Here is a 25,394-nt window from a genome sequence, read left to right as displayed (position 1 = left end):
CTCTACCCGGGCGCGTTCACCGGCTCGGGTAGATGCCAACCCTGGTTGGCATCCTGCGATCCATCAATCGCGGGCGAGCGTATCCAGCGACCAGCCGTTGGCATCCACACGCAGCACCGAACCCTGTTCGTACCAGTCACCCAGCACGATACGGATGCAATCGCGTCCACCGGCCTGCAGTGCGTGGATGGCCGGACGGTGCGTGTGACCGTGGATCATGGTGTCCACGCCGTGGCGCACGAAGGTGGCATCGACTTCGGACGGGGCGACGTCGGTGACGGTCTCGAACTGCGCGCGATCGCCCTGCTTCATTTCCGACTGGCGGGCCTGGCTCGCCTCGCGCGCCTTCTGCGCGAAGGCGATGCGTGCGGCCAGCGGCTGCGACAGGAACTGCGCCTGGAACACCGGGTCGCGGGTCTGCGCACGGAACTGCTGGTAGGGGATGTCATCGGTGCACAGCAGGTCACCATGCTGCAGCAGTACCGGGCGGCCGTACAGCTCGATCACGCACGGGTCGGGCAGGATGCGCAGGCCGGCACGGCGCGCGTAGTCCTCGCCAAGCAGGAAATCGCGGTTGCCGCGGATGAAGTACACGGGCACGCCGCTGTCGGACAGCACCTTCAACGCAACGGCCACCGCATCGGCGGCCGGAGAGGGCGTGTCGTCGCCGATCCAGGCCTCGAACAGGTCGCCGAGAATGTACAGCGCATCGGCGCCGGGCGCCTGCTCGCGCAGGAAGCGCAGGAACAGGTCGGTGATCTCCGGACGGCTGGGGTCCAGGTGCAGGTCGGAAATGAACAACGTGGTCATGCCTGCATTCTAGGCCATCAATGATGATGGTAGCGCCGCGGGAGCGGCGGGGTCGGATCCCTTTCCGGCGGAAAAGCGATCTGATCCCTGGGCTACACCGGCAGCGGCAGCCAGGTCAGGCTGGCCGAAGCCAGCAGGACGGCGATGCCCGTGGCGGCGAGCACGTCGGAAGGATAGTGCAGGCCGAGCACCACCCGCGACAGCGCGACACCGAGGGTGAACGGTACCAGCAAGGGTGCCAGCCAGGGGTAGTAGGCCAGTGCGACGATGGTGAACGACACTGCGTGCAGGGTGTGCCCGGAGGGGAAGCTGAATTCGTCCAACGGTGCCACCCAGGCGCGGATGCGAAGATCGGCCGCGTAAGGCCGCGGGCGCCGCGTCCAGCGCTTGAGGCCCTTGTACAGCAGCAATGCGGCCAGGCCGGTGGCGGCCATGTGCACCGAGGCACGCAGGCCATCGAAGCCATCCAGCACCACCAGCGCAGCCATCAGCACATACCAGAACACGCCATCGCCGAGACGGCTGATGACCGAGAACAGGCGGCGCACGCGGCGGCGCCGGCAGTAGTGGTTCGCCCGCCGGCACAAGCGCGCCTCGCGCCCTGCCAGCAGTTCAAGCGGCGTGGTGCGCATGGCCGCTCCTCCGCGACTGCACAAGCTCGGCCAGCAACGCATCGAACTCGGCCACCACCTGCTGAGGATGCAATCGCTTCATCGCGCGTGCAGCAGTGCCGCCCAGTTCGTGGCGTTTCGCGTCATCGGCGGCCAGTTGCACGGCGGCCTCGATGAACTGCTCGTCGCTGTCCACCGCTGCGCCGTTCTCGCCGTTGCGCAGGTACTCACGCGCGGCGCCGTAGTCGAAGGCCACGGTGGCCACACCGCTGGCCATGCTTTCCAGAGTCACGTTGCCGAATGTCTCGCTGCGGCTGGGGAACAGGAACAGATCGCCGCTGGCGAAGTGGCGGGCCAGCGCATCGCCGCGCTGGATGCCACAGAAGATGAAATCGGGATTTTCATGTGCCAGCTTCTCGCGGGCCGGGCCGTCACCCACCCATACAAAGCGTGCCTTGGGCCGGATCTGCTGCAGGCGGCGGAATGCCTTCACCGCCAGGCCGAGGTTCTTTTCGGCAGCAATGCGGCCGACATAGATCGCCACCAGGCCGTTGCCATCCACGCCCCATTCCTCGCGCAGTGCAGGGTCGCGCCGGCCTGGATCGAACTGCTGGCTGTCCACCGCACGGGCCAGCAGGCGCACGCGTTCGAAGCCCTGTTCGCCGAGGAACTCCTGCAGTTCGCGGGTCGGCACCAGGGTAGCGTCCGCCTGGTTGTGGAAGCGGCGCATCCAGCGCATGGCCGCGGCCTGCAGCCATGCCACGCCATAGTCGGGCAAGTACTCGTCGAAGCGGGTGTGGAAGCCGCTGGCGACCGGAATGCCGAGGCGACGTGCGGTACGCAGTGCCGACCAGCCGAGTGGACCTTCTGTGGCGATGTAGACCGCATCCGGACGCTGATTCTGCCAATGGCGGCCCAGCCGGATCGGGGCTGGCAGGCCGAAGCGCAGGCCGGGGTAGCGGGGCAGGGCAGCGCCGGGAACCAGCAGGGTGCCGGGTGCCGAATCCAGCGCTTCGGTGGACTGGCGGGGGCGGACGAGGTCGATCTCGTGTCCGGCTGCACGCAGACCCTGCTCCAGGCCCTGTACGGTGAGGGCGACGCCGTTGACTTCCGGCGGATAGGTCTCGGTGACGATGGCATAGCGCATGGCGGGCCTCCCGGTTTCCGGCATGCTCGGCCCTGGCGATGTAGCCGACATGACCGCTTTGCGACCGTCAGATGACGGGGGCGACGGCCATCGCAGGGGCGCTGCGGCCAACAAAAAACCACGGCCCCGAAGGGCCGTGGTCCTGGTGCTTCATGTCACAGCGCGATGGATCAGAAGCGCTGCTGGTACTTCATGTAGACGAAGCGGCCGATGTCGTAGCCACCGTAGTACGAGAAGGCCGAGTTCGGCTTGCTGTACATGATCGGGCCGGTCTTTTCGAACACGTTGTTGGCACCGACCGACACGGTGGCATCCCACGGCAGCGAGTAACGCACCTGCACGTCGTGGAAGGTGACCGCACCACGCTCGTTGTAGTTGCGGGCGCCCTTGTACCACGGTGCATACACACCCGGATCCGAGCATTCGTCCGGGTACAGCGCGATGTTCGAGCAGGTTTCCTTCACGCCCGAGTAGTAACGCGCGGTCCAGCTCGCGCCGAAGTTGCCCCGCTCGTAGCCCAGCACCAGGTTGGAACGGACGCGGAAGGCGCTGCCGATGCCGTTGGTGACGATCGGAACGATCGAGTTGTCGTTGGAGGTGCGGTAGGTCGCACTGGACACGTAGGTGGTGGCCGAGTTCACGTTGAACTTGCCGAACCGGGTGTCCAGACGGTAGCTCACGTCCAGGTCGTAGCCTTCGGTTTCCATGAAGCCCGCGTTGCGGTTGCCGAACTTCAGGTTGGTCACGATGCCGGTCACCGGGTCACGCTGGAAGCGCGAGCAGCGCGCTTCGATGCCCGACTCGTAGCAGTCCTGCAGGATCTGGGTCGGCGTGTCGGCGATGATCGTGTTGTCGATGCGGATCTTCCACCAGTCCAGCGAGGCGTTGAAGCCCTGGATGAAGCTCGGGCTCCAGACCAGGCCCAGGGTCTTGCTGGTCGAGGTTTCCGGCGTCAGCAGCGGGTTGGACCCGGAGGTGAACGGCACCGGGGTCGCGTCCGTCGACGTGTTCACCGGGGTGCCGCCCTGGCGCAGCTGGCGGAAGGTATTCGCATTGGCGATGTCGCGTGCGCAACGTGCACGGACTTCGGCGCTGGAGGCCGAGGAACCGAAACGGGTGTCGCACGGATCGCTGAACTGCGCGAAGGTCTCCGAACCACCACCGAACAGGTCGCTGATGGTCGGTGCACGGAAGCCCTCGGCCCAGGTGCCACGCACCATCAGCGAGTCGATCGGCTTCCACTTGAAGCCGAACTTGCTGTTGAGCGTGTTGCCGAAGGTGTTGTAGTCCGAGAAGCGGGTTGCGCCATTGAAGGTCAGTTCCTTCGCGCCCGGCAGGTCGGCCAGCACCGGAACGTTCACTTCCAGGTAGGCCTCGTTGACGGTGTAGTCACCGCCGGTCGGGCCTGCGGCCAGGTTGGTGGTAGCGCCGGTCTGGGCCAGGGCATCCGGGGTGTACTTGCCTTCTTCCTTGCGGCTTTCCACGCCGAAGGCGAAGCCGAGATCGCCAGCCGGCAGGGTCACGATGCTGCCAGCGATGTTGGCAAAGAAGTTCTTGGAGGTGGTGCGGCCCTTGGTGATCTCTTCCGGGAACAGCCACGCCTGCAGTTCTTCGTTGCCGTACAGGCCATCGGCAGCCGTCGTGCCATACGGAACCAACGGGTTCCACGGCTTGCACACGTCATAGGAGATCGGTGCAGCTGCGGTACCGCACTGCACCTTGCCGGTGGCGGCGTTGTAGAACGACGGGCCGACGCCGCCGGCGACGCGACCCTTGTGCAGGTTGCCGGTGGCCACCGATTCCAGCTCATTGCGGTTGTACTGGTAGCCCACTTCCCAGTCGAAGTAGCGGCTGCCGATCTCGAACGAACCGTCGAACGACGCCACCGCGCGGTAGGTCTTCAGCTCGCTGGTGGTCACGCGCGGCACTTCCCAGGTGCGGCGGTTCCAGGCCACGGCGGTCGGGTTGGCGTAACCGTGCTGGCGGCCGAACGGGTTGAAGTAGCTGTTGATCGACATCGAGCCGACACCGGCGGTGCTCGACTGCAGCGGATAGCCCGCGATCTGGCGGGTGGACTCACGCTTGTTGTAGCCCAGCTCGGTGCGGAAGTTGACGTTGTCGGTGATCTTGAAGCGGCCGTCGAAATAGACCGAGTCGCGCTTGACCGGATACATCACATGCATCTGGTCGTTGGCGTTGCTCACGTCACCGGTGAAAGGCGTGCTATCGGTGAGGTGGTAATTGGCCGGGTTGGTGGGATCCGCGCCGCGGTTGAGGGAATAGCCGCAGCCCGCAGTGGCGGTACAGCCCGGGCCGCGCAGACCCGTGAACTGGCCGTACTGGCTGATCGTGGTCCAGTTGCTGCTGTCGTACGGATGGCGATCGGTCATGCCGTACTTGCTGAAGCCGCGATCGCGCGCCCACACGCCCTTCTCTTCGGCGTGCTCGGCCGACAGGGTCAACGACACGCGCTCATTGCTCCAGCCGGCGACCACGTCGAAGCGGTCGCGTGCACCGTCGCCCTGGCTGTACTGGCCGTGGTAGACGTTGGCAGTCACACCGGTGACATTGGAACGGGTGATGATGTTCACCACACCGGCCATGGCGTCGGAGCCATAGATCGCAGAGGCGCCGTCCTTCAGCACCTCGATGCGTTCCACGGCGGACACCGGCAGCGTGGAGATGTCCTGGTAGCCGGACGTGCTGATGCCCAGGCGCTTGCCGTTGACCAGCACCAGGGTGCGCTGGGTGCCCAGGTTGCGCATGTCGATGTAGGTGCCGCCCGCGTTCTCGCCCGCGGTCAGCGCATTGGCGCGGCTGATGGTCGGGCTGCCCATCGCGGTGACGTTCTGCAGGATGTCGGCAACCGAGCTGAACCCTTGCTTTTCGATGTCGTTGCGGCTGATCGCGAACACCGGCTGTGCGGTTTCCACGTCCACCTGGCGGATGCGCGAGCCGGTGATCTCGATGCGGTCGAGGTTGGTCGGGTTGGCGTTGCTGCCTTCCTGGGCAAACGCGGGCAGCGCCGCCAGCGCTGCAGTGGTAGCCAGGGCGTAGCGGATGGCCTGCCCCAGTGCGGTGGTGCGTGAAGTCATGGCGAGCTCTCTCTCTCAGGTCGTGCACAGGACGCCAAAGGGGGCGTCGAAGGAGCCAGCAGGGTCGATGACCGAGCCGGTGACCCGATAGTAGTCTCGTTAGTTAATGCTCTGTAAAGAGTTCGTATCAATTTGTGTCACGCGGCCGCGCCAATCTTCACAAAACGTGAACAAAAGCAGGTGCTTACGTGATGGCAGCGATTGCCCACAGCACGCCGTTGTGTTGCGGAGCAGCACAAAAAACCGCCAGACTGCGCAAAGTGGGAGTGGGAAATGCGTCACCCCAGTTGTCCTGTGGACAACAGCGGACAGCGTATTCAGGCCACGAACGGACGGAACTGGATGCCCAGCCCGGCGATGCCATCGGTCTCGCCGATCAGGTCCGCGCGCAGCAGCGGGCGGGCATCGATGAAGGCCTGCGGCACGATCAGCGACAGCCGGTTGTCGTCGGCGGTCAATTCCAGTGCCGGCAGCGGATCGTCTTCGTGGGCGCGGTTTAGCAGCACCGCCAGCCGCAGCAGGGCCGCCAGCCGGCGTGCGGTCAGCAGCAGTCGCTCGGGCAGGGCGTCGAAGGCGGTCTTGGTCACGCTGCGGCGGTGGCTGCGCACCAGAGCCGCCAGCATCTGCTGCTCCTGGCGCGAGAAGCCGGCGATATCCGAGTGTTCCAGCACATAGCTGCCATGCACGTGGTAGCCGCTGTGCGCGATCATCAGGCCCAGCTCGTGCAGGCGCGCGGCCCAGCCCAGCATGCGCGCATCGTCGGCATCGAGCCTCCAGCGCTCCTGCACCTGTTCCAGCAGGGACAGCGCGGTGTCCTGCACGCGCTCGGCCTGGACGGTATCGATGCCGTAGCGCTGGCTGAGCGCAGCCACCGATTCGTCACGCAGGTCGTTTTCGCCGGCGCGGCCGACGATGTCATACAGGATGCCTTCGCGCATCGCCGCCTTGCTGACCAGCAGCTTCTGCAGGCCCAGCGCCTGGAAGGCCGCTTCCAGCACCAGGATGCCGCCGGCGATGATCGGGCGGCGGTCGCTGGACAGGCCCGGCAGCTGGATGTCGTCGATCTTCTTGGCCTTCAGCAGTTCATCGCGCAGCTGCGGCAGGGCCTCGGCGGTGATGGCGCCCTTGCTCAGCTTCATCGTCGCGCAGATCTCGCTGATCGCCTTGTGCGTGCCCGAAGAGCCCAACGCTTCCTGCCAGCCCAGCGCGCGGTACTTGCTGGCGAAAGGCTGGAACTCGCGGCCAATCTCGGCCAGCGCGTCCTTCCAGCGCTTCTTGCTCAGCTTGCCGCCGGGGAAAAAGCGCCGGGTGCTGGCGATGCAGCCGGCCTGCAGGCTTTCGCGCTCCAGGGTCTGCATGCCCATGCCGATGATGAACTCGGTGGAGCCACCGCCGATGTCGATCACCAGCCGGCGCTGCCCGGGCTTGGGCGGTTGCGCGTGGGCCACGCCCAGGTAGATCAGGCGCGCTTCTTCGCGCCCGCTGACCACTTCGATGGCATGCCCCAGTGCGGTTTCGGCCGGTACCAGGAACGACTGCGGCGAGCGCAGCTGGCGCACGGTGTTGGTGGCCAGCGCGCGCACGCGGTGCGGCGGCACATTGCGGATGCGCTGGCCGAAGCGGGCCAGGCATTCCAGTGCACGTTGGCGTGCAGCGGAAGAGAGACCACCCTTGCCATCCAGGCCATCGGCCATGCGCACCGTCTCGCGCAGGCGGTCGATCACCCGCAGCTGGCCGAGCGTATAGCGCGCGATGACCATATGGAAACTGTTGGAGCCAAGGTCGATGGCGGCCAGCAGGTCGCCATCCTGCAATGCGGGCGGAGTCGTGGTGGTGTGCGGCATGGACGAATGTTAGCCGAAGGGGCGGTGTGCTCGTCACCGCGCGGCCTTCACATTTTGGAAGAGGGCGTGCCGCAGGACTGCAAGGGGTCAGATCCCTTTCCCGCAGGAAAGGGATCTGACCCCGTGGCGATCGAATCCCGACCAGCGGTCGGGATCTACCGGGGCAGGGTCAGAGCCCCTGCATCAACGCCATCTGTGCCGAATGCGGCGCTTCGTCGTGGGCCGGGGCACGCTTGTGGTAGATGCCGTCGGCATCCAGCTCCCAGGCGTTGAGGTTGTCGTCAAGGTAGTTCTGCAGGACTTCGCGGTAGACCCGCTTGGCCAGTTCCGGATCGAGGATCGGGAAGCAGGTCTCGACCCGGCGCAGCAGGTTGCGTTCCAGCCAGTCCGCGCTGGCGCAGTACATTTCCGGTGCGCCGTCGTTGCCGAACCAGTAGACGCGGCTGTGTTCCAGGAAGCGGCCGACGATCGAGCGCACGCGGATGTTGTCCGAGATACCCGGCACGCCCGGTCGCAGCGTGCAGGCGCCGCGGATGATCAGGTCGATCTGCACGCCGGCCTGCGACGCGGCGTACAGCGCGCGCACCACCTGCGGTTCGTTCAGTGCGTTCATCTTGGCGATGATCCGCGCCGGGCGGCCGGCGGCGGCGATGCGCGTCTCGCGCTCGATGCGGCCGAGGATGCCGGTGTGCAGGGTGAAGGGCGACTGCAGCAGGCGCTTGAGCTTCATCTTCGACGCCAGCCCGGACAGCTGCTGGAACAGCAGGTGCACGTCATTGCCGATGTCCGCATCGGCGGTGATCAGGCTGATGTCGGTATACGCGCGGGCGGTGCCGCTGTGGTAGTTGCCGGTACCCAGGTGCACGTAGCGGCGCAGCTTGCGGCCCTCGCGGCGCACGATCAGCAGCATCTTGGCGTGGGTCTTGTAGCCGACCACGCCGTACACCACCTGCACGCCGGCTTCCTGCAGGCGATCGGCCAGGCCGAGGTTGGCTTCTTCGTCGAAGCGGGCGCGCAGTTCGACCACCACGGTCACGTCCTTGCCGTTGCGCGCGGCCTGGATCAGCGCATCGACGATCAGTGAGTCCTTGCCGGTGCGGTACAGGGTCTGCTTGATCGCCAGCACGTTCGGATCGATTGCCGCCTGCCGGATCAGGTCCAGCACTGCGGTGAAGGCGTCGAACGGATGGTGCAGCAGCAGGTCCTGGCGCGCCACCGTCTCGAAGATGCCGTCACTGTCGCGCAGCGTGCGCGGGGTCATCGGCGGGTATTTCAGGTCCGGTTGCGCGATCAGGTCGTACAGCTGGATGATGCGGTTGAGGTTGACCGGGCCATCGATGCGGTACACCGCGTTCTCGGTCAGGCCGAAATTCTGCAGCAGGGTCCGCACGATCTCGCGCGGCATGTCGTGCGCGATCTCAAGCCGCACCGCTGGCCGGTAGCCGCGGTCGACCAGTTCGTCGCGCAGTGCCAGCGCCAGGTTCTCCACTTCCTCCTCGTCCACCACCAGCTCGGAATTGCGGGTGACGCGGAACTGGTAGGCGCCCTGGACTTCCATGCCCGGGAACAGCTCATCGACGAAGGTCGACAGCACCGACGAGAGGAACACGAAGTTCTGGGGCCCGCCGAGCTTTTCCGGCAGCTGGATGATGCGCGGCAGCGAGCGCGGCGCGCGCACGATGGCCAGGTGGCCGGCGCGGCCGAACGCATCGGTGCCCTTGAGCACCACCACGATGTTCAGCGACTTGTTGAGGATCTTCGGGAACGGGTGCACCGGGTCCAGGCCCAGTGGCGACAGCACCGGCATGATCTCGTTGCGGAAGTAGGCGCGCAGCCAGCGCTTCTGGCGGTCGGTCCAGGAGTGGCGGCCGAGCACGCCGATGCCGGCCTCCATCAGCGCCGGCCGCAGCGTCTCGTTCCAGCAGCGGTACTGCTGGTCCACCAGTTCGGCGGCGCGGTCATGGATGGCGCTCAGGATGGCCTGCGGGCTCATCCCGTCCGGTGCGGGTGGCAGGCCGTACTCCTGCGCGTGGCGCACGGCGGCGGCGCGGATCTCGAAGAACTCGTCGAGGTTGGTGCAGGAAATGCACATGAAGCGCAGGCGTTCCAGCAGCGGCACCTGCGGGTCCATCGCCTGGGCCAGCACGCGGAAGTTGAAATCCAGCTGTGACAGTTCGCGATTGATGTACAGCGCCGGGTCGCGCAACGGATCGTTGTCCGGGCTCACGGGGAGGGGGAGGGATCCGAGGCTGCTCATGGCGTCATTCTTCGATGGAGGTCAGGGGGGCGGACTCGCGCGGGCGCACGTGGTCGGCATCGAAATGGCAGGAGAACACCGAGCCCTTGCCGACTTCGCTTTCAATCTCCAGCCGCGCGTGGTGCAGGCCGAGGATGTGCTTGACGATGGACAGGCCCAGGCCGGTACCACCGCTTTCGCGGGAGCGGCTGCTGGAAACACGGTAGAAGCGTTCGGTCAGGCGCGGCAGGTGGGTGGCCGGGATGCCGTAGCCGGAGTCGCGCACCGCCAGCACCGCACCGTCGCCTTCGCGGCGGAACTCCACCGCGATGCGGCCACCGGCCGGCGTATAGCGCACCGCATTGGTGACCAGGTTGGAGAAGGCGCTGTGCAGCTCCTTGGTCGAGCCCTGAAGGTCAACGCCGGCCAGGTCGTCGATGCTGATCTGGTGGCGGCCCTGGCTGTGCGCTTCGGCTTCGCGGCGCAGGGTGGCCAGCATCGGCTGCATGGCTACGGCCTCGTCCTCGCTGTGTTCCTGCGATTCGAGGCGCGACAGGGTCAGCAGGTCTTCCACCAGCTGGGCCATGCGCTGGCTCTGCTTGCGCATTTCTTCCAGCATCGGTCCGGTTCCCGGGAAATCCTCCGGGTCCATCATGTCCAGGTAGCCGTGGACCACGGTGAGCGGCGTGCGCAGCTCGTGTGAAACGTTGGCGACGAAATCCCGCCGCACCTGCTCCAGGCGCAGCAGTTTGCTGACGTCACGCGCGATCAGCAGCCAGTAGTCCGACGAATAGGGAATCAGGCGCAGGTTCAGGCGGATCGCCGGATCCACCGGCGAGGGTACGTCCAGGATGGGCTCGGCATTGCGGCCACCGGCCAGCCAGTGCGCCAGCGGCATCGGCTGCAGGCGCTCGACCAGGGCCTCGCCAAGGTCGCCGGGATGGTGCAGGCCGAGCAGGGCGGTAGCCGCTTCGTTGAACCACTGCACGCGCTGGCTGTTGCGATCCAGCACGACGACAGCATCGGGCAGCGCGGCGGCGGCGGCGCGGTAGCTGCGCAGCATGTCCAGCAGGCGGCGCTTGCGCACGCGCATTTCCACCTGGTTGCGGTACAGCAGGCGGTCCAGTTCGTTCCAGACACCGGTGCCTTCTTCGGCGGTGTCCCAGCGCTGGCGAGCGGTCAGCCGGCGCAGAACGCTGCGCAGGCGCCAGTAATGCCAAGCCAGGGTGGCCAGCGCGCCCAGTGCGATGCACAGCCACAGATGCCCCGAGAGCCACCCCACCAGTCCGGCGAACAGCAGCACCGCGGCAACGGTGGCCAGGGTCTTCAACCAGGCAGAGCGGATGTGGCGGGGCATTGCGATCTCGTCGTTGAGGTGCGGCGGTTCACTGGGGTGAACCGAGGGTTATAGCAGAGTTGCCGGCGCCGGCACCCGCAGGTGCTTGGCGCCGGCACGACGAGACTCAGGTGGCGGTGGAGAAGCGGTATCCGGCGCCGCGCACGGTCTGCACCATGTTCTCGGCGTTGAACGGCTCCAGCGTCTTGCGCAGGCGGCGGATATGCACGTCGATGGTGCGCTCCTCCACGTAAACGCTGCCGCCCCACACATGGTCCAGCAGCTGCGCGCGGGTGTAGACGCGCTCCGGGTGGGTCATGAAGAAATGCAGCAGGCGGTATTCGGTCGGGCCGATCGGCACCGGCTGGTCGTTGGCGAACACGCGATGGGCGGCGCCGTCGATACGGATCGGGCCGACGGCTACGCTGCCGTCCTCGTCATCTTCGCGGGCGCGGCGCATGACCGCGCGGATGCGGGCCAGCAGTTCGCGTGCCGAGAACGGCTTGACCACATAGTCATCGACACCGGCCTCGAGGCCACCGACGCGATCGTTCTCCTCGCCGCGGGCGGTCAGCATGATGATCGGCACTTCGCGGGTCAGCGTCTCCTTGCGCCAGCGACGGGCCAGGTCCAGGCCGCTGGTGCCGGGCAGCATCCAGTCCAGCAGGATCAGGTCGGGAACGCGATCGGCGATCGCGGTCTGGGCCTCCCGGGCATCGCCGGCGTGGACCGGTTCGTAATCGCCCTTGCGAAGGGCGAAGGCGACCATTTCACGGATCGCGGGCTCGTCATCGACGATCAGGATGCGTTTCTGCACGAGGACACCGTAGGGCTCGGTTACTGGAGTGGTGCCAGTAGACTACGGTTTGATGACATGTTTGTGACTACCCGGCCGGAACCGGCCTGGATTGCCATCGGCCGGTCATGCGGTGCTCAGCGACGGTCCAGATCCGGGTCCTGCACGCCCTGCCGGCGCAGTTCCAGCACCGTCGGGGTGATCGATTCGATGCGCGCGTCAACCCGCGCGCGGCCGATGTAATCCAGCGCCGGGTTGCGCTTGAGCGCCTGCAGCTGCATCAGCGCCTGTTCTGGCCGCCCGCTGAGGAAGGCGGCCTCGGCATAGGCCTCGCTGGCGCGCACGCTGTCGCCAGCCAACTCACTGGCGCGGGCGAAACGCTGCTGGAAGACCGGATCGTTACCGCTTTGCGACAGCAGGGGGCGCAGCATCGCCTGTGCACGCTGGCCGGCTTCGCGGCTGCCTTGTTCGTTCAGGATCCCGGCATAGGTCAGTGCCACCGGGCGGCTGTTGGGGTGTTCGCGCAACAATTGCTCGAAGCGGCTGTTGGCCTGGGCCGTCTGGCCTGCGCGCGACTCCGCCTCGCCCAGGCCCAGCGCCAGCCACAGGTTGCCGGGGTGGGCCTGCAGCAGGCCGGCCAGGGTCTGCCGGGCCTGGCCGGCACCGGCACGGCCACCGCGCATCACCGCCAGCGCCTGGCCGTAGCGCTGCGCATCGTTGAGGCCGTCCTTCTGCCGCTTGGCCAGGTCGGCGTACTCGCGCTCCAGCTCGGGGGTGGAGTCCGCGCTGAGCACGCGCAGGCGCTCACGCGCCCACTCGAAGTCACCGCTGGCGCCACGGTTGAGCTGGCCGATCGGCAGGCGCAGCACACTGCCGGGCAGCAGCGGGTTGTTGCCGCGCAGCAGCGGCTCGCCCAGGCTGGGATCGGCCGGGTCCACCCGCTCCTTGCGCTCGCCGGTGGGCGTGCTGGTGGTGAGCAGCACCGTATCCTTCTTCATCTGCTGGGCGCGGGACTTGGCCTCGCTGATGCGGGTGATGTTGACCGGGTGGGTGCGCAGGAACTCGGGCACGCTGTAGCCGCCTTCGTTGCCGCGCATGGCTGCCGACATCCGCTCGAAGAAGCCGGCCATGGCATCCACGTCGTAGCCGCTGCGCGACAGGGTGCGGATGCCGAGGCGGTCGGCCTCGGACTCGTTGGAGCGGGTGTAGTTGATCTGCCGCTGCTGCATCAGGCCCATGCCCGAGCTGATCGCCGCCATCGTCGCGTTGCCGGACGACGTGCTGTTGCTGGCCTGGGCGGCCACTACCGCCGCCAGCATGCCCAGCAGGATCGGGATCTGGTCGCGCTGGGCGCGCTCGACACCGCGCAGCACGTGCTGCTGGGTGACGTGGGCGATTTCGTGGGACAGCACCGCAGCAACCTCGTCCTCGCGCTCGGCGGTCAGCACCAGTCCGGCATTGACCCCGATGTAGCCGCCCAGCGTGGCGAACGCGTTGATCTGGCGGTCGTTCATCACGAAGAAGGCGTACGGCTGCCGCGGCTGGTCACTGTTGGAGCCGAGCCGGGTACCCATGGTCTGCAGCCAGTCGTTGACCAGCGGATCTTCCAGCAGGTAGCCGTAGTTGCGCAGCTCGCGCAGCATCATCGCGCCGTACTCGGCCTGGCGGGCCGGGGTCAGCAGCTCGCCGGCCGAAGAGCCGATGTCGGGCAGCTTCTCCTGGGCCTGGGCCAGCGGCATGGCCAGGGCCAGGGTGACGGCGGTAGTCAGCAGCAGGGCTCGCAAGCAGAAGGTCCTCGGGCGGGGCGCGCCAAGCGTGGCAGGGCGGGGGGCAACCATTCGTTAATCCACAGTGTTGCGGCCGTGGCGTGGAAATTCCAGCGCACCGGTACCATATGTAGACCGTCGATCCATCGTGGAGTTTCCCGTGACAGCCCAGACCGCCGGCGGTGCCCCCGCCATCACCATCTATTCCACTGCCGTCTGCCCGTACTGCGTGGCCGCCAAGAACTTCCTGAAGAGCAAGGGCCAGCAGTGGACCGAGGTCCGCATCGACCTGGACCCGGCCGAGCGCGAGAAGATGATGGCGCTGACCCGCCGCACCAGCGTGCCGCAGATCTTCGTCGGCGACGTCCATGTCGGCGGCTACGACGACATGATGGCCCTGCACCGTGAAGGCAAGCTCGAGCCGCTGCTGGCCGGGCAGGGCCAGGCATGAGCGCGGCCGACGACGGCAGCAAGGACCGCATCGCCGAGTTCACCGAGTTCCGCAAGCGCATGAACGAGCGCATCCTGGGCGAACCGAACCAGGTGGTGCGCCGCTTCTTCGCGCTGGATACGCAGACCTACCAGGCCGGCGCGCTGGATGTGAAGACCAAGGAGCTGCTGGGCCTGGTGGCCTCGATGGTGCTGCGCTGCGACGACTGCATCAGCTACCACGTGGCCCAGTGCAAGGACGCCGGGGTGACCCGTGAGGAGTTCTTCGAGACCTTCTCGGTCGGCCTGGTGGTGGGCGGCTCCATCGTGATCCCGCACCTGCGCCGCGCGGTCGACTTCCTCGACCAGCTCGAAGGCGGCGCCGCCGCGCCAGCCGCGCACGAGCACTGAGGGTCGGGGCGGGCCGCCGCCCGCCCGACCCGGCCGCCGGGGGGCCTGTCCCGCGATCCAAAGGCCCAGGAGCCCCTTCTTGTTGAAGGGGCGCGCCGACAGGCGGGGGTAGAGGAGGGATGCGCGGGCAATTCTGCCTGAGCCGGGGACTGGGACCATGGTCTATTTGGGACCTCGGCCCCGGCTCAGGCATAATTGCCGGTGAAACTTCCTTTGCGCCGGCGTTTCCGGGCACGTCCGGACGGCGTTTTTCCCCCTGTTCGGAACATCGATCAATGACGCAGAAAATTACGGTCATCCGCGGCGACGGCATTGGCCCGGAAATCATGGACGCCACCCTGTTCGTGCTCGACCAGCTCAAGACTGGCCTGGAGTACGAAGACGCCGACGCCGGCCTGGTGGCCCTGGAAAAGCACGGCGACCTGATGCCGGCGGTGACCCTGGAATCGATCGCGCGCAACAAGGTCGCGCTGAAGAGCCCGCTGACCACCCCGGTCGGTGGTGGCTTCACCTCGATCAACGTCAGCCTGCGACGTCATTTCGACCTGTACGCCAACGTGCGTCCGGCCCACACCTTCCCGAACACCAAGTCGCGTTTCGACAACGTCGACCTGATCACCGTCCGTGAGAACACCGAAGGTGCCTACCTGGCCGAAGGCCAGGAAGTGTCGGCCGATGGCGAGACCGCTTTCTCCGGCACCCGCATCACCCGCAAGGGCTCCGAGCGCATCGTGCGCTACGCCTTCGAGCTGGCCAAGAGCACCGGCCGCAAGAAGGTCACCGCCGTGCACAAGGCCAACATCATCAAGTCGACCTCGGGCCTGTTCCTGAATGTCGCCCGTGAAGTCGCCGCGCAGTACCCGGACATCGAGTTCCAGGAAATGATCGTCGACAACTGCTGCATGCAGCTGGTGATGCGCCCGGAACAGTTCGATGTGATCGTCACCACGAACCTGTTCGGCGACATCATCTCCGACCTGTGCGCCGGCCTGGTCGGCGGCCTGGGCCTGGCTCCGGGCGCCAACATCGGCAAGGATGCGGCGATCTTCGAAGCCGTGCACGGCACCGCGCCGGACATCGCCGGCCAGGGCAAGGCCAATCCGTGCGCGCTGCTGCTGGCGGCCGCGCAGATGCTGGACCACATCGGCCAGCCGGAAAACGCCGAGCGCCTGCGCAAGGCCATCGTGGCGACCATGGAAGCCAAGGATTCGCTGACCGGCGACCTGGGTGGCACCGGCACCACCATGAGCTTTGCCAAGGCCATTGCCAGCCGCCTGTAAGCGGCCGGCCGACCTCGGTCGGATCCACAGCGGGGCGCCTTCGGGTGCCCCGTTGCGTTGTGGGCTGGCTCGGTAGATCCACGCCATGCGTGGATGACGGGGCCCCTACGGTCCGCAGCCACCCATGGGGTGGCTCTACAGGGGATTTTCTGTGCGTATATCGCACAGATCATGTGCCGCTGGGCGGCTGGTTCGTGCGTAATGTGATCGGCATCCTGTGCCCACTTCCCAACGCACCGGAGCTTGAACATGAACCTCACCGCCTTCGGCCTGGCCAGCCTGATCGGCATGACAGCCACCCTCCCGGTTGCTGCTGCCGAGCCGGCCCATCCCACCATCCGCCATATGGCGGGTGCGCCGGTCGCGACCTCGCTGGATGCGGCGAAGACTGCCGTGCTGGTGATCGACTTCCAGAACGAGTACTTCGATGCCAAGGCCGTACCGGGCTTTGCGGGTGGCCGCATGGTCATTCCCGATGGCGTGGCCGCACTGCGCCAGGCCAGGCGGGTAGTCGAATTCGCCGATGCCCACGGCATCCGCGTGATCCATGTCCAGCACGTGCTGCCGGCCGGCGCACCCCTGTTCGCGCAGGGCAGCGTCAATGCCGCCTTCCATCGCGACCTGCAGCCGCGCCAGGGCGAGACCGTGGTGCAGAAGGACAATGTCAGCGTGTTCGCCGGCGCGTCCGCAGCCGTGCTCGACCCGATGCTGAAGAATGCCGGTATCGATACCCTGATCGTCACTGGCCTGCAGACCCATGCCTGTGTGGCCGGTGCCGCGCGCGACGCAGCGGCCGCACCACGTGGCTACCGGGTGATCGTCTCGTCCGATGCCAGCGCCAGCCGTGACCTGGATCTGGCCGGCGGCCGTCGCACCGATCATCGCGCGCTGCATGAGGCCTCGCTGGCGCAGATCGAAGACGCCTTCGGCGATGTCATGAGCACCGACGCGATCCTGGCGCTGCCGGTACGCAAGGCCGGTGACGGCGCTTGATAAGCTGGCGGGGCCCGCATGCCGTGGGCCCCGCCACGTGGAGCTGCCCGCCGATGGATCACTTCGCCGCCCTGCGCGCGCTGCGCGCCATCGTTGACGCGGGCAGTTTCACCGCGGCCGCCGAGCGCCTGGGGACCACCCACTCGGCGATGTCGCGGCAGCTGCGGCAGCTGGAAGAACACCTGCAGGTACGCCTGCTCGATCGCAACAGCCGTCGGCTGTCGTTGACCGAGGCCGGGCGCGATTACTACCGCGAGGCGGCAACGCTGCTGGACCGCCTGCAGGAGGCGGACGATCGTGCCCGCGCCGGGCAGGCGCAACCCAGTGGCAGGGTGCGGATCAGCGTGCCGCAGGTAGTGGCCAGCCAGGAACTGCCGCATTGGCTGCCCTCGTTCCTGCAGCGTTACCCGCAGGTCACGCTGGACCTGTCGGCGGATGATCAGCTGGTCGATGTGGTGGGCGGTGGCTTCGACCTGGCGCTGCGCATTGCAGCTTCATTGCCGGACAGCCAGCTGGTCGCGCGCGAGCTGGCCAGCTGCCCGCGCATCCTGGTCGCCGCACCGGCCTACCTGGCCCGGCATGGCCTGCCGCGGCAGGCTGCGGATCTGGAGCAGCACACGCTGCTGGGTTTCAGTCCCACCCCATCAATGCCGCCCTGGCGGTTGCAGGGGCCGCGCGGCGCCTGCGTGAGCGTTGAAGCCGGGCAGCGCCTGCGTGTGGATGCCACGCCTGCGCTGTACGCCGCCGCGCTGGCCGGAATGGGCATCAGCCTGTTCACCGCGCTGACCGTGCAGGAGGACCTGCGCGCCGGTCGTCTGATCCGCGTGCTGCCGGCCTGGCATGCCGGCCAGCGGCGCTACTTCGCGTTGTACCCGCATGCGCGCGCGCTCGCGCCCAAGGTGCGCGCGCTGGTAGAGCACCTTGCGGCGCACTACGCTGCACAGGCCGGCGTGACTGGCTAGCCGGGAAATGCAGCAGCCAGGCGTTACAAAGAGAAAAGGGCGCCCCGAAGGCGCCCTTTGTCGTTTATGGCTCTGCCCGGTTCAGCGCTGCTGGATCTTCGACAGCAGGCGCAGGAACTCCACATACAGCCAGACCAGGGTCACCATCAGGCCGAATGCGCCATACCACTCCATGTACTTCGGCGCGCGCTGGGCCACGCCGGTCTCGATGAAATCGAAGTCCAGCACCAGGTTCAGCGCGGCCACGACCACCACGAACAGGCTGAAGGCAATGCCCAGCCAGCTGGAGTCGTGGATCACCGGCACGTTGATGTTGAAGAAGCCCAGCACGAACGAGGCCAGGTAGAGCAGGGCGATGCCGCCGGTGGCGGCGACCACGCCCATCTTGAAGTTCTCGGTGGCCTTGATCAGGCCGCTGCGGTATGCGAACAGCAGGGCGGCCAGGGTGCCGAAGGTCAGCAGCACCGCCTGGAACACGATGCCCGGATACTTCATGTTGAACAGGGCCGACACGGCGCCCAGGAACAGGCCTTCGACCAGCGCGTACATCGGCGCGGTGACCGGTGACCATTCCTTCTTGAAGATGGTGATCAATGCCAGCACCAGGCCGCCAATCGCGCCACCGATGGCGTACAGGCTCGCGCTGCCGGAAATCTGGCCGTACTCGTCGACCGCCTGGCTCCAGGCGAACGCCGCGGTCAGCACGGTCAACAGCAGCAGGATGCCGGTCTTGTTGGCGGTGCCATTGAGGGTCATGACCTGGTCGGGGCTGGTCACTACCGAGCCACTGGCGAGGTCGAGGAAAGTCGACTCGGAAAGAGCCGGGTTGCCGCTGCGCATGCGTGTTCTCCGTGCGGATGAAGGTCGGGACGGCCATCCGGCCGATGGGCGTGAGCATAGCCGATGACTGCTTTCGGCGTTGTGGCAGGCCCGGGATCTGTGCATCCTTCGTTGACAGTTCCCAACGCGCTTGGCGACAATGACCAACTCCCCGGGCCCAACCCGAGGGGATTGCAAGACCGGGGTATAGCGCAGTCTGGTAGCGCGCCTGCTTTGGGAGCAGGATGTCGGGGGTTCGAATCCCTCTACCCCGACCAATCCCACGCCACGTCGGATTGGACACCGTTCCGGTTCGGGCGCCCGTAGCTCAACTGGATAGAGCACCGGCCTTCTAAGCCGGCGGTTACAGGTTCGATTCCTGTCGGGCGCGCCATTGGCGAGCGCCGGGATCGCATCGACGGATGTGAAGAAGTGCTTGCAAAAGCGCAAGGACTCCACCAGAATATCGGACTCGCTTCGGCGGACCGCAACTTCGGTGACAGTCCCCAGGCAATGTTCAAGGTTCCGGCGTCAGTGGTATCGGCGATGGGGCGAAAGTTTCAGTGGTGGCTGTAGCTCAGTTGGTTAGAGTACCGGATTGTGATTCCGGTGGTCGGGGGTTCGAATCCCCTCAGCCACCCCACTGATTCAACCGCATCGGCGCAGCCGAAACGGTATTGCAATAAACAGAAAGCACGCTACAATGTGCGTCTGAGTTTCACGGGCCGTTAGCTCAGTTGGTAGAGCAGTTGACTCTTAATCAATAGGTCCAAGGTTCGAATCCTTGACGGCCCACCAAGACAGAAGCCACCTGGTACGCCAGGTGGCTTTTTCTTATAGATGTGACTCCCATCGTTCCGATGGATCACGCGTTGCAGAACCCGTTCGGCGTGGATCTGCAGCAGGAGCGGGGCCCGCAGTGCTGGTTTCAACCACGTTGAAAAAAGTGCTTGCACCCACCGAGCGGATCGGGTCATAATTCGCGCCCCGATTTCGGGCTGTTAGCTCAGTTGGTAGAGCAGTTGACTCTTAATCAATAGGTCCAAGGTTCGAATCCTTGACAGCCCACCAGACGAAAGCCACTTGGTTCGCCAAGTGGCTTTTTTCTTGCCTGTTCGCCGGGGGGGGGGCATCTGCAGATGCCAGCGGTGCTGGCTGGAGTGGAGCCCCCTTGAGTCAAGGGGGCGCGGCGAAGCCGCGGGGATGTGGCGGCTGATGAAGTGGGGCCCGCGCTTTACCGCGCAAAGCGTGGGGCTGCGGCGCGAATGCGCGGCAGCTTCCCACTTGGTTCGCCAAGTGGCTTTTTTCTTGCCTGTTCGCTGGGGGGGGCATTTCATCCGCGCATGGCGTGGATCGACTGAAGCAATGCTGAAATCAGGGTCATACGCGTCATCAGTGTTATCAATGCTGTGCGCTGCATCTCACCGCATCGCATCCTGCATCGCACCCAATGGATCTTCCGCGCCGACGGCGCATGCACGAAGGAAGATGTTGATGGCTCATATCAATCGATTGCACCGCACGCTGTGGGTTTCCTTCGCGTTGCTGGCACTGGCGGCCTGCGCGCCCGCCGACAATCCCGCGCAGACCGGCGAACGCGATGCTGGCACTGAAAGTGCTCCTGCGCGCCTGGTCGGTGAGGCCATGCAGATGCAGCCGGCTCAGGCGGCAGAGCGGGAGGCCCTGCCCGATGCGGTGGACGTGCAGCGCAATGCGGATGGTTCGGTGGATGTGCGCAAGGCCACGCCGGAGCCGGCGGCCCTGCGGCGCACCGGCGACGGGGGCGTGGAGATCCGCAAGGTGGATCCTGCAGCCGGGCAGGGTGCCGATACGGCGTCGGCCAAGGCCAGGCCGCAGCAGTGAACCCCGCCACCCCGGATGAGCTTGCGCTCGCCGGGGTGGTTCAACGCGCGGGCTGCGCACCATTGCCATGTTCAGTTTTGTGCAGGCCTTCCGCTTCCCGCCATCGCCTGCGACAATGAACGCCTGCGCCGGCCACGCGAAAGTGGCGGAATTGGTAGACGCCCTGGATTTAGGTTCCAGTGAGGGTGACCTCGTGCGGGTTCGAGTCCCGCCTTTCGCACCATCTGGCCGAGCACAGATTGCCTAAGTGATTGAAAAATAAGCTGGCGACGGTCAGTTGTCCTATTGGATTCCCGCTTTGGCAATTGATCCCTGTCTCGGAACGTCACCTGTTCCGTTCGAGGCGGCTGGGAGGCGGAACTGCTCCAGTGCAGACATGCCTTGGAGCGATTGCTCGGCCAGTACCTTCGCGTAGACCGCTGAGGTGGTCTGGATGTCGCGGTGTCCGAGCCACTCCTGCACGAGCTTGATGTTGCCGGTCGCCAGCAGCAGCCGAGTGGCGCACGTATGGCGGAGCGCATGCGGTACGCACTCCTTCTCGGAAGCGAGATGTGTCCCCTTGATGGCCCATTGCCACAGCCGGTCGGCGCGCGTGCGATTGAGCATCGTGAAGGGGCCGTCCGATGTGGCCGCCAGGGCGTCCTTGCGCCGCTGTAGAACCTCGGCGACACGGGCGGTGCAGGGTAGGGTGCGGGGACGCCCCTTCTTGAGCGTAGCGTGCCGCCAGAAGCGGACGTGGAGCCTTCCGCCCTGATCGACTACTTCGGACCACCGGATGCCGATGGCCTGGCTCATGCGGCAGCCCAGGTCGGCGAGGCACACGAACAGGTCGCGGTAGTCCGCCCCGTCGCGCACCCGTGGGTGCCCTCCGGCAGGGCCGTTCGGGAGCGTGTCCCACTCCAGCAGCCGCGCCAGGATCAATTCCTCGTCCTCAACGTTCAGGACGAACGTGCGTGCGTTGTCCCTCTCGTCGGCCAAGCTGTACTCGGGCAGCTCTCCCAAGAACCGGCCGGCCTTCCTCTCGCGTTTCAGTAGGGCAAGGAGGCACTGCATCTTGCGGTTCACGGTGGCGGGAGCCGCCTTGTCGGCGAGCATGCGCTGCGCCATGTCGTTGACCGCGGCCTGCGTGATGTCGTTGATGGGCGTTTCCTCGCCCAGGTAGCTCTGGACCACCTTGCAGTTGGTACGCACGGTGTCGATGGACCGGAGCTTGCCCCAAAAGTTGCGGTCGTCCAGCGCGTCGTCCATCGCGTCCTTGAGGGTGCGCTGGCGGACCTTGGCCTTCGCCACGGCCATCTGCACCGACCGGGACTTGCCCCGAATCAGCTCCCGCAGCGCGTCCTCTGAAATCTCGGGGTCATCGCGCAGGGCGTCGAGGACCGCCTGCTCCTTGCGCTCGGCTGCCACGCGGTCGCGGGTGCCGGTGGACAGGCGCACGCGGCGGTATCCCTCCTGCACGTCGAGCATGTAGTAGCGCTTGTCGGGCGCACCCGGCTTGGGCGCGGTCCCTTTGAGGCGAAGGGCCATGTGTATCTCCAAAAATGAAAAGGCCCGCACTAGGCGGGCCTCGGGGCACAACGGGGTATTGGGGGTTAGGCGGCTGCGACGCGCGCCGTCACCTTGCGGTTGACACGTTCTGCGAGCGAAGCCAGCCAGTGCAGCGCCTTGGTCGTCGGGAAGATCAGGTTGCGCTTGCGGTAGGCGGGATCAGGGCGCTGCTCTAGGAAGTCAGGCCCCGGCTCGCGGTTACGCTTGATAGACGACAGGTCGAGCACATTGCGGCTCACTGCGGAGGGAGAGAGTCCGCCGAGGACGCGCTCAAGGTCCACCTGCTGAATGCCCGGCTCGTCCACAACGGCGAGTAGGGTGAGGATGCGGGTGGCGGTGATGTCCTCGTCGATCTCTTCCCGGAAGGCTGACAGTGCGGTTGTGAGAATGGCCGTCAGTTCTTTCTGCGAGAGATTCATGGTGCGCTCATTTTCCGTAAGGGGATGGTTCCCCCTTGGGAAACCATCAGGGTCTATCTTGGAGCCGCAATGTAAGGATTACAAGGCCCAAGCCAATGTTGATGGCATTCTTGCCAATTTTGTCCATCCAGAAACCACGCTGCCAAGGCGTGGGGGAGGGGTCGATTCCGATCTCATATCCAAAGGCTTTCACGAACAGGTCCAGGTACTTCTGCCCTGCGAAGGGGCCGTCCTGTCCCCTGCTCACGGCGTTGTAATGCGCCGCCACCCCCGGCTGCGCTCCACAAAAAGGTCTTACGTTTCAGTGTTTTAAGAACGGTAGTGCCAGCATCGCCGCCAGGGTCACAATGGCCCCGACCACGGATGCAAAAAACAGTCCTTGCCCTACGCGGACTACCGCGCTGGCTATTGTCCGTCTCACCGTACTCATAGACTGAGAACGCCCCCCTGGTCGTCTGCGGATGCGCAGCCCGACAGCATGACGCTGCCGTCGGGCAGACTACAGGCCACAATGATGGCGCGTCCGTAGGAATCAAGTACCACGGGAGAGATTGATCCCGACTGGTGCAGTGAAGTCATGGCCGCGGGGTCTCCGTTGGGGCCGCGGGTGGGACCGGATACGACACCCGCCAGCCACAGTCCTCGGGGACGACCGAGAACTGGACGCGCTCGTTGAGTAGGCCGAGCATCGCGCGGAGAGCGCCGCGCTTCTCGTTATGGTCGAAATTGATGGTCCGAATCATTCGGGCACCTCGTAGGTCCGTTCATGCAGGACCAAAACCTCCCGCTCGAATACCAAGAACGGGCCGAACTGGTGGACGCGGAGGGCCACGTTGACGATCACCAGGGTCGAGTTTGCGGTGAAATCTGCGTTACGCATATGTAAGTCTCCTGTTATGCAAGTGCTACAAATGGAACAATGAGTGCCAAATATCGAGATTGGCCTTATGAGTAGGGCTGAAGGGCGTGATCGCCACTCCCGACCCCAAGGACCGTTCGATGATTGACCCCCGCGTAGAAGTCGCCATTACGGCCCTTCACCTAGTCGTATGGGTGTGGACTAGCTCGGTGCCGGCGCATCGCACATACCTGTATTGGCGCAGGGTCTTGCGGAAGCGGCGTTAGCGGCTCCAGAAGTAGAAGCCGCTCACCTCAAACGCGTCACCGTTGAGCCGAATGTCGCGGCCATAGCTCTCGTAGTCGAAGTAGCGGGAGAGGGCGTCGGGCACGCCGTGGAGAAGCCCCGATTCGTCCACATAGTTCTCGGCAAAGTCGGCCCAGCTATCGAACTGGCCCACGTAGGCTTCGTGGAACTGCTCCACGGTCACATCGTCGAGGCCCTCGTGGTCGCAGAAGGCCGTGTAGGCAGCGCGTTCGGTGTCGTTGTGCAACTCGTCCAGCCGCTCTTGCAATGCGCACAGCTTGTCCAGGTCGGGGTGCTCGCCCCAGGTATCCCCGAACACGTCGTCGTAGTCGTGGACGGCCCACTCCTCGGCGCTGGCGACCTTGCCGCTTCCGCCACACGCCGTGCATTCCGCCCCGCCGAATACTCGGGGGACGTATGTGGTTCCAGTACCGCCGCAATCCGGGCAATCAACGGTCACGTTCGGGTGCGGCGACTCGCGCAGGATGCGGGCAATCTCATCGCGCACGTCGTCGGCGTCGCGTCCCTCCAAGTCGATCCACTCGCCGTGCAGGACGCCAGCGTTATATGAGGCAAGGCAGGCAACGTAGATTTGCATGGTGTGCTCCAGAAATGCGAAGGCCCGCACTAGGCGGGCCTCGGGATCAGGGGTGGTTATCGGTCAGTGCGCCCAATCGGGCTTGACGTTCAGCAGGTAGGCGGCGGCCACTGCGCGGGCGGTGTCCTCGTCGGCCACGTCGGCAATCCACCACCAGCGGTCCTTACCGGCCCAGCGGTAGACGCCCCAAAACTGCGCGGCCATCGGTGCGCAAGGCTCGACGCTCCCGTCGAACTCTTGGCGGGGACCGTAGGAGACCGATCGGTCGCCCAGGGTGACCAGCTTGTCACCGGCAGGTACAGCCAGCTCGTTGTCATTGCTCATTGCGACAGGCCCTTTGCGTGTTCGATGGCGCGATCCAGTGCGCCGGGGATGTTGTGAAAAATGCCGTGGCGTGTCGAGTGGGTGAGGCCGATTTTGTAGACCTCAAAATGGTTCGGCCCCTTGCGCAGCACCCATGCCTTTTCGGTCTCGAACAAGATGTCCTCCTCGCGGTAGCTCATCGCGCGGCTCCCATGCCCTCGGCGATCCATGCGCGGGCCTGCTGCTCGGCGCGGGCCACGCCATCGGCGGTCTCGTGGTTGATGCCGTTCCTCGACAGCCACCCGCCCAGCGGGTCGGCGATGTCGTAGGCCCAAACGCCGCTCCACTGCTCGCCGACCTCCTGCCAGAGGCGGTGCAGCATGCGCGCCACCTCGACAAGAAATTCGGAGTCCTCAATGCCCAGCGGCGCGGTGCTCATCGGCTCGGGCCACGTCCACCCGCTCGCCAGCTGCGCGAGGTCGATGGGGTCGAAGTCGGTATCCCTGATTGCGCGGTTGACCACGGTGGCGAACTCCTCGGCTTGCTGCGGCGTCATCGCGGTCGCCGCCAGTTGTTCGTGATAGCGCCCCGGCTGTGCCAGGAACACGTTGCGGGTTCCGTAGGTGCGCAGTTCCATCACAGCACCCCCAGCCCGCGCAGCACCGGCATCACCAGCGCGTTGGTCTCGTCGTTGTCGCTCCAGTCGCTCGCGGCGTCGTCCCCGTTCTCCCAAATCAGGAGCACAAACCCCGCCTTTGTTGCGTCCGGGCGGTAGAACCGCAGGTGATCGTGGTCGGTAGAGGCGAGGGCCTCCAACACTTCTTGCCGGTCGCGGCTGTGCCGCACCGTGGTTTCTTCGCCGTCGTAGACGCCGAGCGAGTAACCAGCGGCGAGGGCGGCATCCACCAGCGCCACGGCTATGCGCTTCGCGCTCTCGGGGGCGTAGTTGTCGAGGTTCATGGCTTTCTCCGGGCAACAAAAAAG

At 65.8% G+C, this 25,394-nt stretch carries 24 protein-coding genes and 6 tRNA genes; 12 read left to right on the top strand and 18 right to left on the bottom strand.

The features are described 5' to 3' along the window. Positions 1 to 63: 63 nt before the first annotated feature. From lpxH to ACM0PY_RS04570, 9 genes are all read right to left on the bottom strand, one after another. Positions 64 to 810 carry a UDP-2,3-diacylglucosamine diphosphatase gene (gene lpxH, locus ACM0PY_RS04610; RefSeq protein ID WP_134971963.1) on the bottom strand — a complete coding sequence of 249 codons (747 nt, stop codon included), beginning with the start codon at positions 808 to 810 and terminating at the stop codon, positions 64 to 66. A gap of 92 nt (positions 811 to 902) precedes the next feature. Continuing rightward, entirely contained in the window at positions 903 to 1,442 is a 540-nt protein-coding gene (locus ACM0PY_RS04605; RefSeq protein ID WP_005415455.1) for a phosphatase PAP2 family protein, read from the bottom strand. Then, positions 1,423 to 2,568, bottom strand: coding sequence for a glycosyltransferase family 4 protein (locus ACM0PY_RS04600; protein ID WP_180885817.1), 1,146 nt, complete (start codon positions 2,566 to 2,568; stop codon positions 1,423 to 1,425). The genes ACM0PY_RS04605 and ACM0PY_RS04600 overlap by 20 nt, the downstream gene beginning before the upstream one ends. A 170-nt stretch (positions 2,569 to 2,738) precedes the next feature. Next, positions 2,739 to 5,663, bottom strand: a complete 2,925-nt coding sequence (locus ACM0PY_RS04595) for a TonB-dependent receptor domain-containing protein (RefSeq protein ID WP_053500125.1) — start codon at positions 5,661 to 5,663, stop codon at positions 2,739 to 2,741. 317 nt (positions 5,664 to 5,980) lie between these two features. Then, positions 5,981 to 7,507: an exopolyphosphatase gene (gene ppx / locus ACM0PY_RS04590; RefSeq protein ID WP_005415458.1), complete on the bottom strand. Its 1,527-nt coding sequence runs from the start codon at positions 7,505 to 7,507 to the stop codon at positions 5,981 to 5,983. Positions 7,508 to 7,676: 169 nt separating this feature from the next. After that, positions 7,677 to 9,764 carry a polyphosphate kinase 1 gene (ppk1, locus tag ACM0PY_RS04585; RefSeq protein WP_134971969.1) on the bottom strand — a complete coding sequence of 696 codons (2,088 nt, stop codon included), beginning with the start codon at positions 9,762 to 9,764 and terminating at the stop codon, positions 7,677 to 7,679. 4 nt (positions 9,765 to 9,768) lie between these two features. Then, entirely contained in the window at positions 9,769 to 11,100 is a 1,332-nt protein-coding gene (gene phoR, locus ACM0PY_RS04580; RefSeq protein ID WP_180885815.1) for a phosphate regulon sensor histidine kinase PhoR, read from the bottom strand. A gap of 106 nt (positions 11,101 to 11,206) precedes the next feature. Then, entirely contained in the window at positions 11,207 to 11,896 is a 690-nt protein-coding gene (phoB, locus tag ACM0PY_RS04575) for a phosphate regulon transcriptional regulator PhoB (protein WP_005408258.1), read from the bottom strand. A 116-nt stretch (positions 11,897 to 12,012) separates the two neighbouring features. Then, a complete protein-coding gene (locus tag ACM0PY_RS04570) occupies positions 12,013 to 13,659 on the bottom strand; it encodes a M48 family metalloprotease (RefSeq protein ID WP_456116003.1) in 1,647 nt (548 codons plus the stop codon). Positions 13,660 to 13,801: 142 nt separating this feature from the next. Between ACM0PY_RS04570 and grxC the strand changes: the two genes are divergently transcribed. The 5 genes from grxC to ACM0PY_RS04545 all read left to right on the top strand — a co-directional run bounded on the left by grxC (position 13,802) and on the right by ACM0PY_RS04545 (position 17,716). Beyond that, a complete protein-coding gene (gene grxC / locus ACM0PY_RS04565) occupies positions 13,802 to 14,092 on the top strand; it encodes a glutaredoxin 3 (RefSeq protein ID WP_004154541.1) in 291 nt (96 codons plus the stop codon). After that, a complete protein-coding gene (locus tag ACM0PY_RS04560) occupies positions 14,089 to 14,481 on the top strand; it encodes a carboxymuconolactone decarboxylase family protein (RefSeq protein WP_004154542.1) in 393 nt (130 codons plus the stop codon). Before grxC ends, ACM0PY_RS04560 begins: the two co-directional genes overlap by 4 nt. Before the next feature lie 275 nt (positions 14,482 to 14,756). Then, entirely contained in the window at positions 14,757 to 15,761 is a 1,005-nt protein-coding gene (locus ACM0PY_RS04555) for an isocitrate dehydrogenase (RefSeq protein ID WP_012479261.1), read from the top strand. A 249-nt stretch (positions 15,762 to 16,010) separates the two neighbouring features. After that, positions 16,011 to 16,754, top strand: a complete 744-nt coding sequence (locus ACM0PY_RS04550) for a cysteine hydrolase family protein (protein ID WP_180885812.1) — start codon at positions 16,011 to 16,013, stop codon at positions 16,752 to 16,754. Between the two features lie 53 nt (positions 16,755 to 16,807). Beyond that, positions 16,808 to 17,716 (top strand): LysR family transcriptional regulator, encoded by a 909-nt coding sequence (locus tag ACM0PY_RS04545; RefSeq protein WP_134972213.1) that lies wholly within the window; start codon positions 16,808 to 16,810, stop codon positions 17,714 to 17,716. Positions 17,717 to 17,797: 81 nt separating this feature from the next. Here ACM0PY_RS04545 and ACM0PY_RS04540 read toward each other — a convergent pair whose 3' ends face one another. Then, positions 17,798 to 18,556, bottom strand: coding sequence for a Bax inhibitor-1/YccA family protein (locus tag ACM0PY_RS04540; RefSeq protein ID WP_069138943.1), 759 nt, complete (start codon positions 18,554 to 18,556; stop codon positions 17,798 to 17,800). 180 nt (positions 18,557 to 18,736) lie between these two features. On the opposite strand from ACM0PY_RS04540, the gene ACM0PY_RS04535 reads away from it, so the two are divergent. The 7 genes from ACM0PY_RS04535 to ACM0PY_RS04505 all read left to right on the top strand — a co-directional run bounded on the left by ACM0PY_RS04535 (position 18,737) and on the right by ACM0PY_RS04505 (position 20,621). Then, positions 18,737 to 18,813, top strand: a tRNA-Pro gene (locus ACM0PY_RS04535). A 39-nt stretch (positions 18,814 to 18,852) separates the two neighbouring features. Then, positions 18,853 to 18,929 (top strand) — tRNA-Arg (locus ACM0PY_RS04530). A 172-nt stretch (positions 18,930 to 19,101) separates the two neighbouring features. Continuing rightward, positions 19,102 to 19,178, top strand: a tRNA-His gene (locus ACM0PY_RS04525). A gap of 79 nt (positions 19,179 to 19,257) precedes the next feature. Then, positions 19,258 to 19,333, top strand: a tRNA-Lys gene (locus tag ACM0PY_RS04520). Between the two features lie 197 nt (positions 19,334 to 19,530). After that, a tRNA-Lys gene (locus ACM0PY_RS04515) sits at positions 19,531 to 19,606 on the top strand. Positions 19,607 to 20,029: 423 nt separating this feature from the next. Next, positions 20,030 to 20,398, top strand: a complete 369-nt coding sequence (locus ACM0PY_RS04510) for a hypothetical protein (protein WP_180885810.1) — start codon at positions 20,030 to 20,032, stop codon at positions 20,396 to 20,398. Positions 20,399 to 20,534: 136 nt separating this feature from the next. Continuing rightward, positions 20,535 to 20,621 (top strand) — tRNA-Leu (locus ACM0PY_RS04505). A gap of 59 nt (positions 20,622 to 20,680) precedes the next feature. Here ACM0PY_RS04505 and ACM0PY_RS04500 read toward each other — a convergent pair. From ACM0PY_RS04500 to ACM0PY_RS04465, 8 genes are all read right to left on the bottom strand, one after another. Further along, positions 20,681 to 21,925 (bottom strand): tyrosine-type recombinase/integrase, encoded by a 1,245-nt coding sequence (locus ACM0PY_RS04500; RefSeq protein WP_180885808.1) that lies wholly within the window; start codon positions 21,923 to 21,925, stop codon positions 20,681 to 20,683. A gap of 65 nt (positions 21,926 to 21,990) precedes the next feature. Continuing rightward, positions 21,991 to 22,365 (bottom strand): winged helix DNA-binding protein, encoded by a 375-nt coding sequence (locus ACM0PY_RS04495; RefSeq protein ID WP_005412378.1) that lies wholly within the window; start codon positions 22,363 to 22,365, stop codon positions 21,991 to 21,993. 739 nt (positions 22,366 to 23,104) lie between these two features. Continuing rightward, complete coding sequence (locus ACM0PY_RS04490; protein WP_005412379.1) at positions 23,105 to 23,245, bottom strand: hypothetical protein; 141 nt, start codon at positions 23,243 to 23,245, stop codon at positions 23,105 to 23,107. A gap of 241 nt (positions 23,246 to 23,486) precedes the next feature. Then, positions 23,487 to 24,107 (bottom strand): antirestriction protein ArdA, encoded by a 621-nt coding sequence (locus tag ACM0PY_RS04485; protein WP_032961789.1) that lies wholly within the window; start codon positions 24,105 to 24,107, stop codon positions 23,487 to 23,489. Between the two features lie 63 nt (positions 24,108 to 24,170). Then, the gene (locus tag ACM0PY_RS04480) at positions 24,171 to 24,431 is read right to left on the bottom strand and encodes a hypothetical protein (protein WP_032961791.1); all 261 of its coding nucleotides are present in this window, start codon (positions 24,429 to 24,431) and stop codon (positions 24,171 to 24,173) included. Next, positions 24,428 to 24,610, bottom strand: a complete 183-nt coding sequence (locus ACM0PY_RS04475; RefSeq protein WP_032961794.1) for a hypothetical protein — start codon at positions 24,608 to 24,610, stop codon at positions 24,428 to 24,430. The genes ACM0PY_RS04480 and ACM0PY_RS04475 overlap by 4 nt, the downstream gene beginning before the upstream one ends. Next, on the bottom strand, positions 24,607 to 25,047 hold the full coding sequence (locus ACM0PY_RS04470; protein WP_005412383.1) for a hypothetical protein: 441 nt from the start codon (positions 25,045 to 25,047) through the stop codon (positions 24,607 to 24,609). The genes ACM0PY_RS04475 and ACM0PY_RS04470 overlap by 4 nt, the downstream gene beginning before the upstream one ends. After that, positions 25,047 to 25,370, bottom strand: a complete 324-nt coding sequence (locus ACM0PY_RS04465; protein ID WP_005412384.1) for a hypothetical protein — start codon at positions 25,368 to 25,370, stop codon at positions 25,047 to 25,049. The genes ACM0PY_RS04470 and ACM0PY_RS04465 overlap by 1 nt, the downstream gene beginning before the upstream one ends. Between the last annotated feature and the right edge of the window lie 24 nt (positions 25,371 to 25,394).

This window comes from Stenotrophomonas sp. BR163 (genome assembly GCF_047520985.2).
In the GTDB taxonomy this organism is placed as follows: domain Bacteria; phylum Pseudomonadota; class Gammaproteobacteria; order Xanthomonadales; family Xanthomonadaceae; genus Stenotrophomonas; species Stenotrophomonas sepilia.
The sequence above is the reverse complement of the archived record's forward strand: the minus strand, read 5'-3'. Positions and strand labels throughout refer to the sequence as shown.

Bases quoted from the DNA above. Each gene is read 5' to 3' on its own strand.
- ACM0PY_RS04490 (WP_005412379.1), bottom strand. From the start codon at position 23,245: ATGCGTAACGCAGATTTCACCGCAAACTCGACCCTGGTGATCGTCAAC.
- ACM0PY_RS04510 (WP_180885810.1), top strand. From the start codon at position 20,030: ATGGCTCATATCAATCGATTGCACCGCACGCTGTGGGTTTCCTTCGCG.
- ACM0PY_RS04600 (WP_180885817.1), bottom strand. From the start codon at position 2,568: ATGCGCTATGCCATCGTCACCGAGACCTATCCGCCGGAAGTCAACGGC.
- ACM0PY_RS04495 (WP_005412378.1), bottom strand. From the start codon at position 22,365: ATGAATCTCTCGCAGAAAGAACTGACGGCCATTCTCACAACCGCACTG.
- ACM0PY_RS04595 (WP_053500125.1), bottom strand. From the start codon at position 5,663: ATGACTTCACGCACCACCGCACTGGGGCAGGCCATCCGCTACGCCCTG.
- ACM0PY_RS04480 (WP_032961791.1), bottom strand. From the start codon at position 24,431: ATGAGCAATGACAACGAGCTGGCTGTACCTGCCGGTGACAAGCTGGTC.
- ACM0PY_RS04470 (WP_005412383.1), bottom strand. From the start codon at position 25,047: ATGGAACTGCGCACCTACGGAACCCGCAACGTGTTCCTGGCACAGCCG.
- phoR (WP_180885815.1), bottom strand. From the start codon at position 11,100: ATGCCCCGCCACATCCGCTCTGCCTGGTTGAAGACCCTGGCCACCGTT.
- ACM0PY_RS04545 (WP_134972213.1), top strand. From the start codon at position 16,808: ATGGATCACTTCGCCGCCCTGCGCGCGCTGCGCGCCATCGTTGACGCG.
- ppk1 (WP_134971969.1), bottom strand. From the start codon at position 9,764: ATGAGCAGCCTCGGATCCCTCCCCCTCCCCGTGAGCCCGGACAACGAT.
- ACM0PY_RS04540 (WP_069138943.1), bottom strand. From the start codon at position 18,556: ATGCGCAGCGGCAACCCGGCTCTTTCCGAGTCGACTTTCCTCGACCTC.
- ACM0PY_RS04605 (WP_005415455.1), bottom strand. From the start codon at position 1,442: ATGCGCACCACGCCGCTTGAACTGCTGGCAGGGCGCGAGGCGCGCTTG.
- ACM0PY_RS04550 (WP_180885812.1), top strand. From the start codon at position 16,011: ATGAACCTCACCGCCTTCGGCCTGGCCAGCCTGATCGGCATGACAGCC.
- ACM0PY_RS04555 (WP_012479261.1), top strand. From the start codon at position 14,757: ATGACGCAGAAAATTACGGTCATCCGCGGCGACGGCATTGGCCCGGAA.
- ACM0PY_RS04500 (WP_180885808.1), bottom strand. From the start codon at position 21,925: ATGGCCCTTCGCCTCAAAGGGACCGCGCCCAAGCCGGGTGCGCCCGAC.
- lpxH (WP_134971963.1), bottom strand. From the start codon at position 810: ATGACCACGTTGTTCATTTCCGACCTGCACCTGGACCCCAGCCGTCCG.
- ACM0PY_RS04465 (WP_005412384.1), bottom strand. From the start codon at position 25,370: ATGAACCTCGACAACTACGCCCCCGAGAGCGCGAAGCGCATAGCCGTG.
- ACM0PY_RS04560 (WP_004154542.1), top strand. From the start codon at position 14,089: ATGAGCGCGGCCGACGACGGCAGCAAGGACCGCATCGCCGAGTTCACC.
- ppx (WP_005415458.1), bottom strand. From the start codon at position 7,507: ATGCCGCACACCACCACGACTCCGCCCGCATTGCAGGATGGCGACCTG.
- ACM0PY_RS04485 (WP_032961789.1), bottom strand. From the start codon at position 24,107: ATGCAAATCTACGTTGCCTGCCTTGCCTCATATAACGCTGGCGTCCTG.
- ACM0PY_RS04475 (WP_032961794.1), bottom strand. From the start codon at position 24,610: ATGAGCTACCGCGAGGAGGACATCTTGTTCGAGACCGAAAAGGCATGG.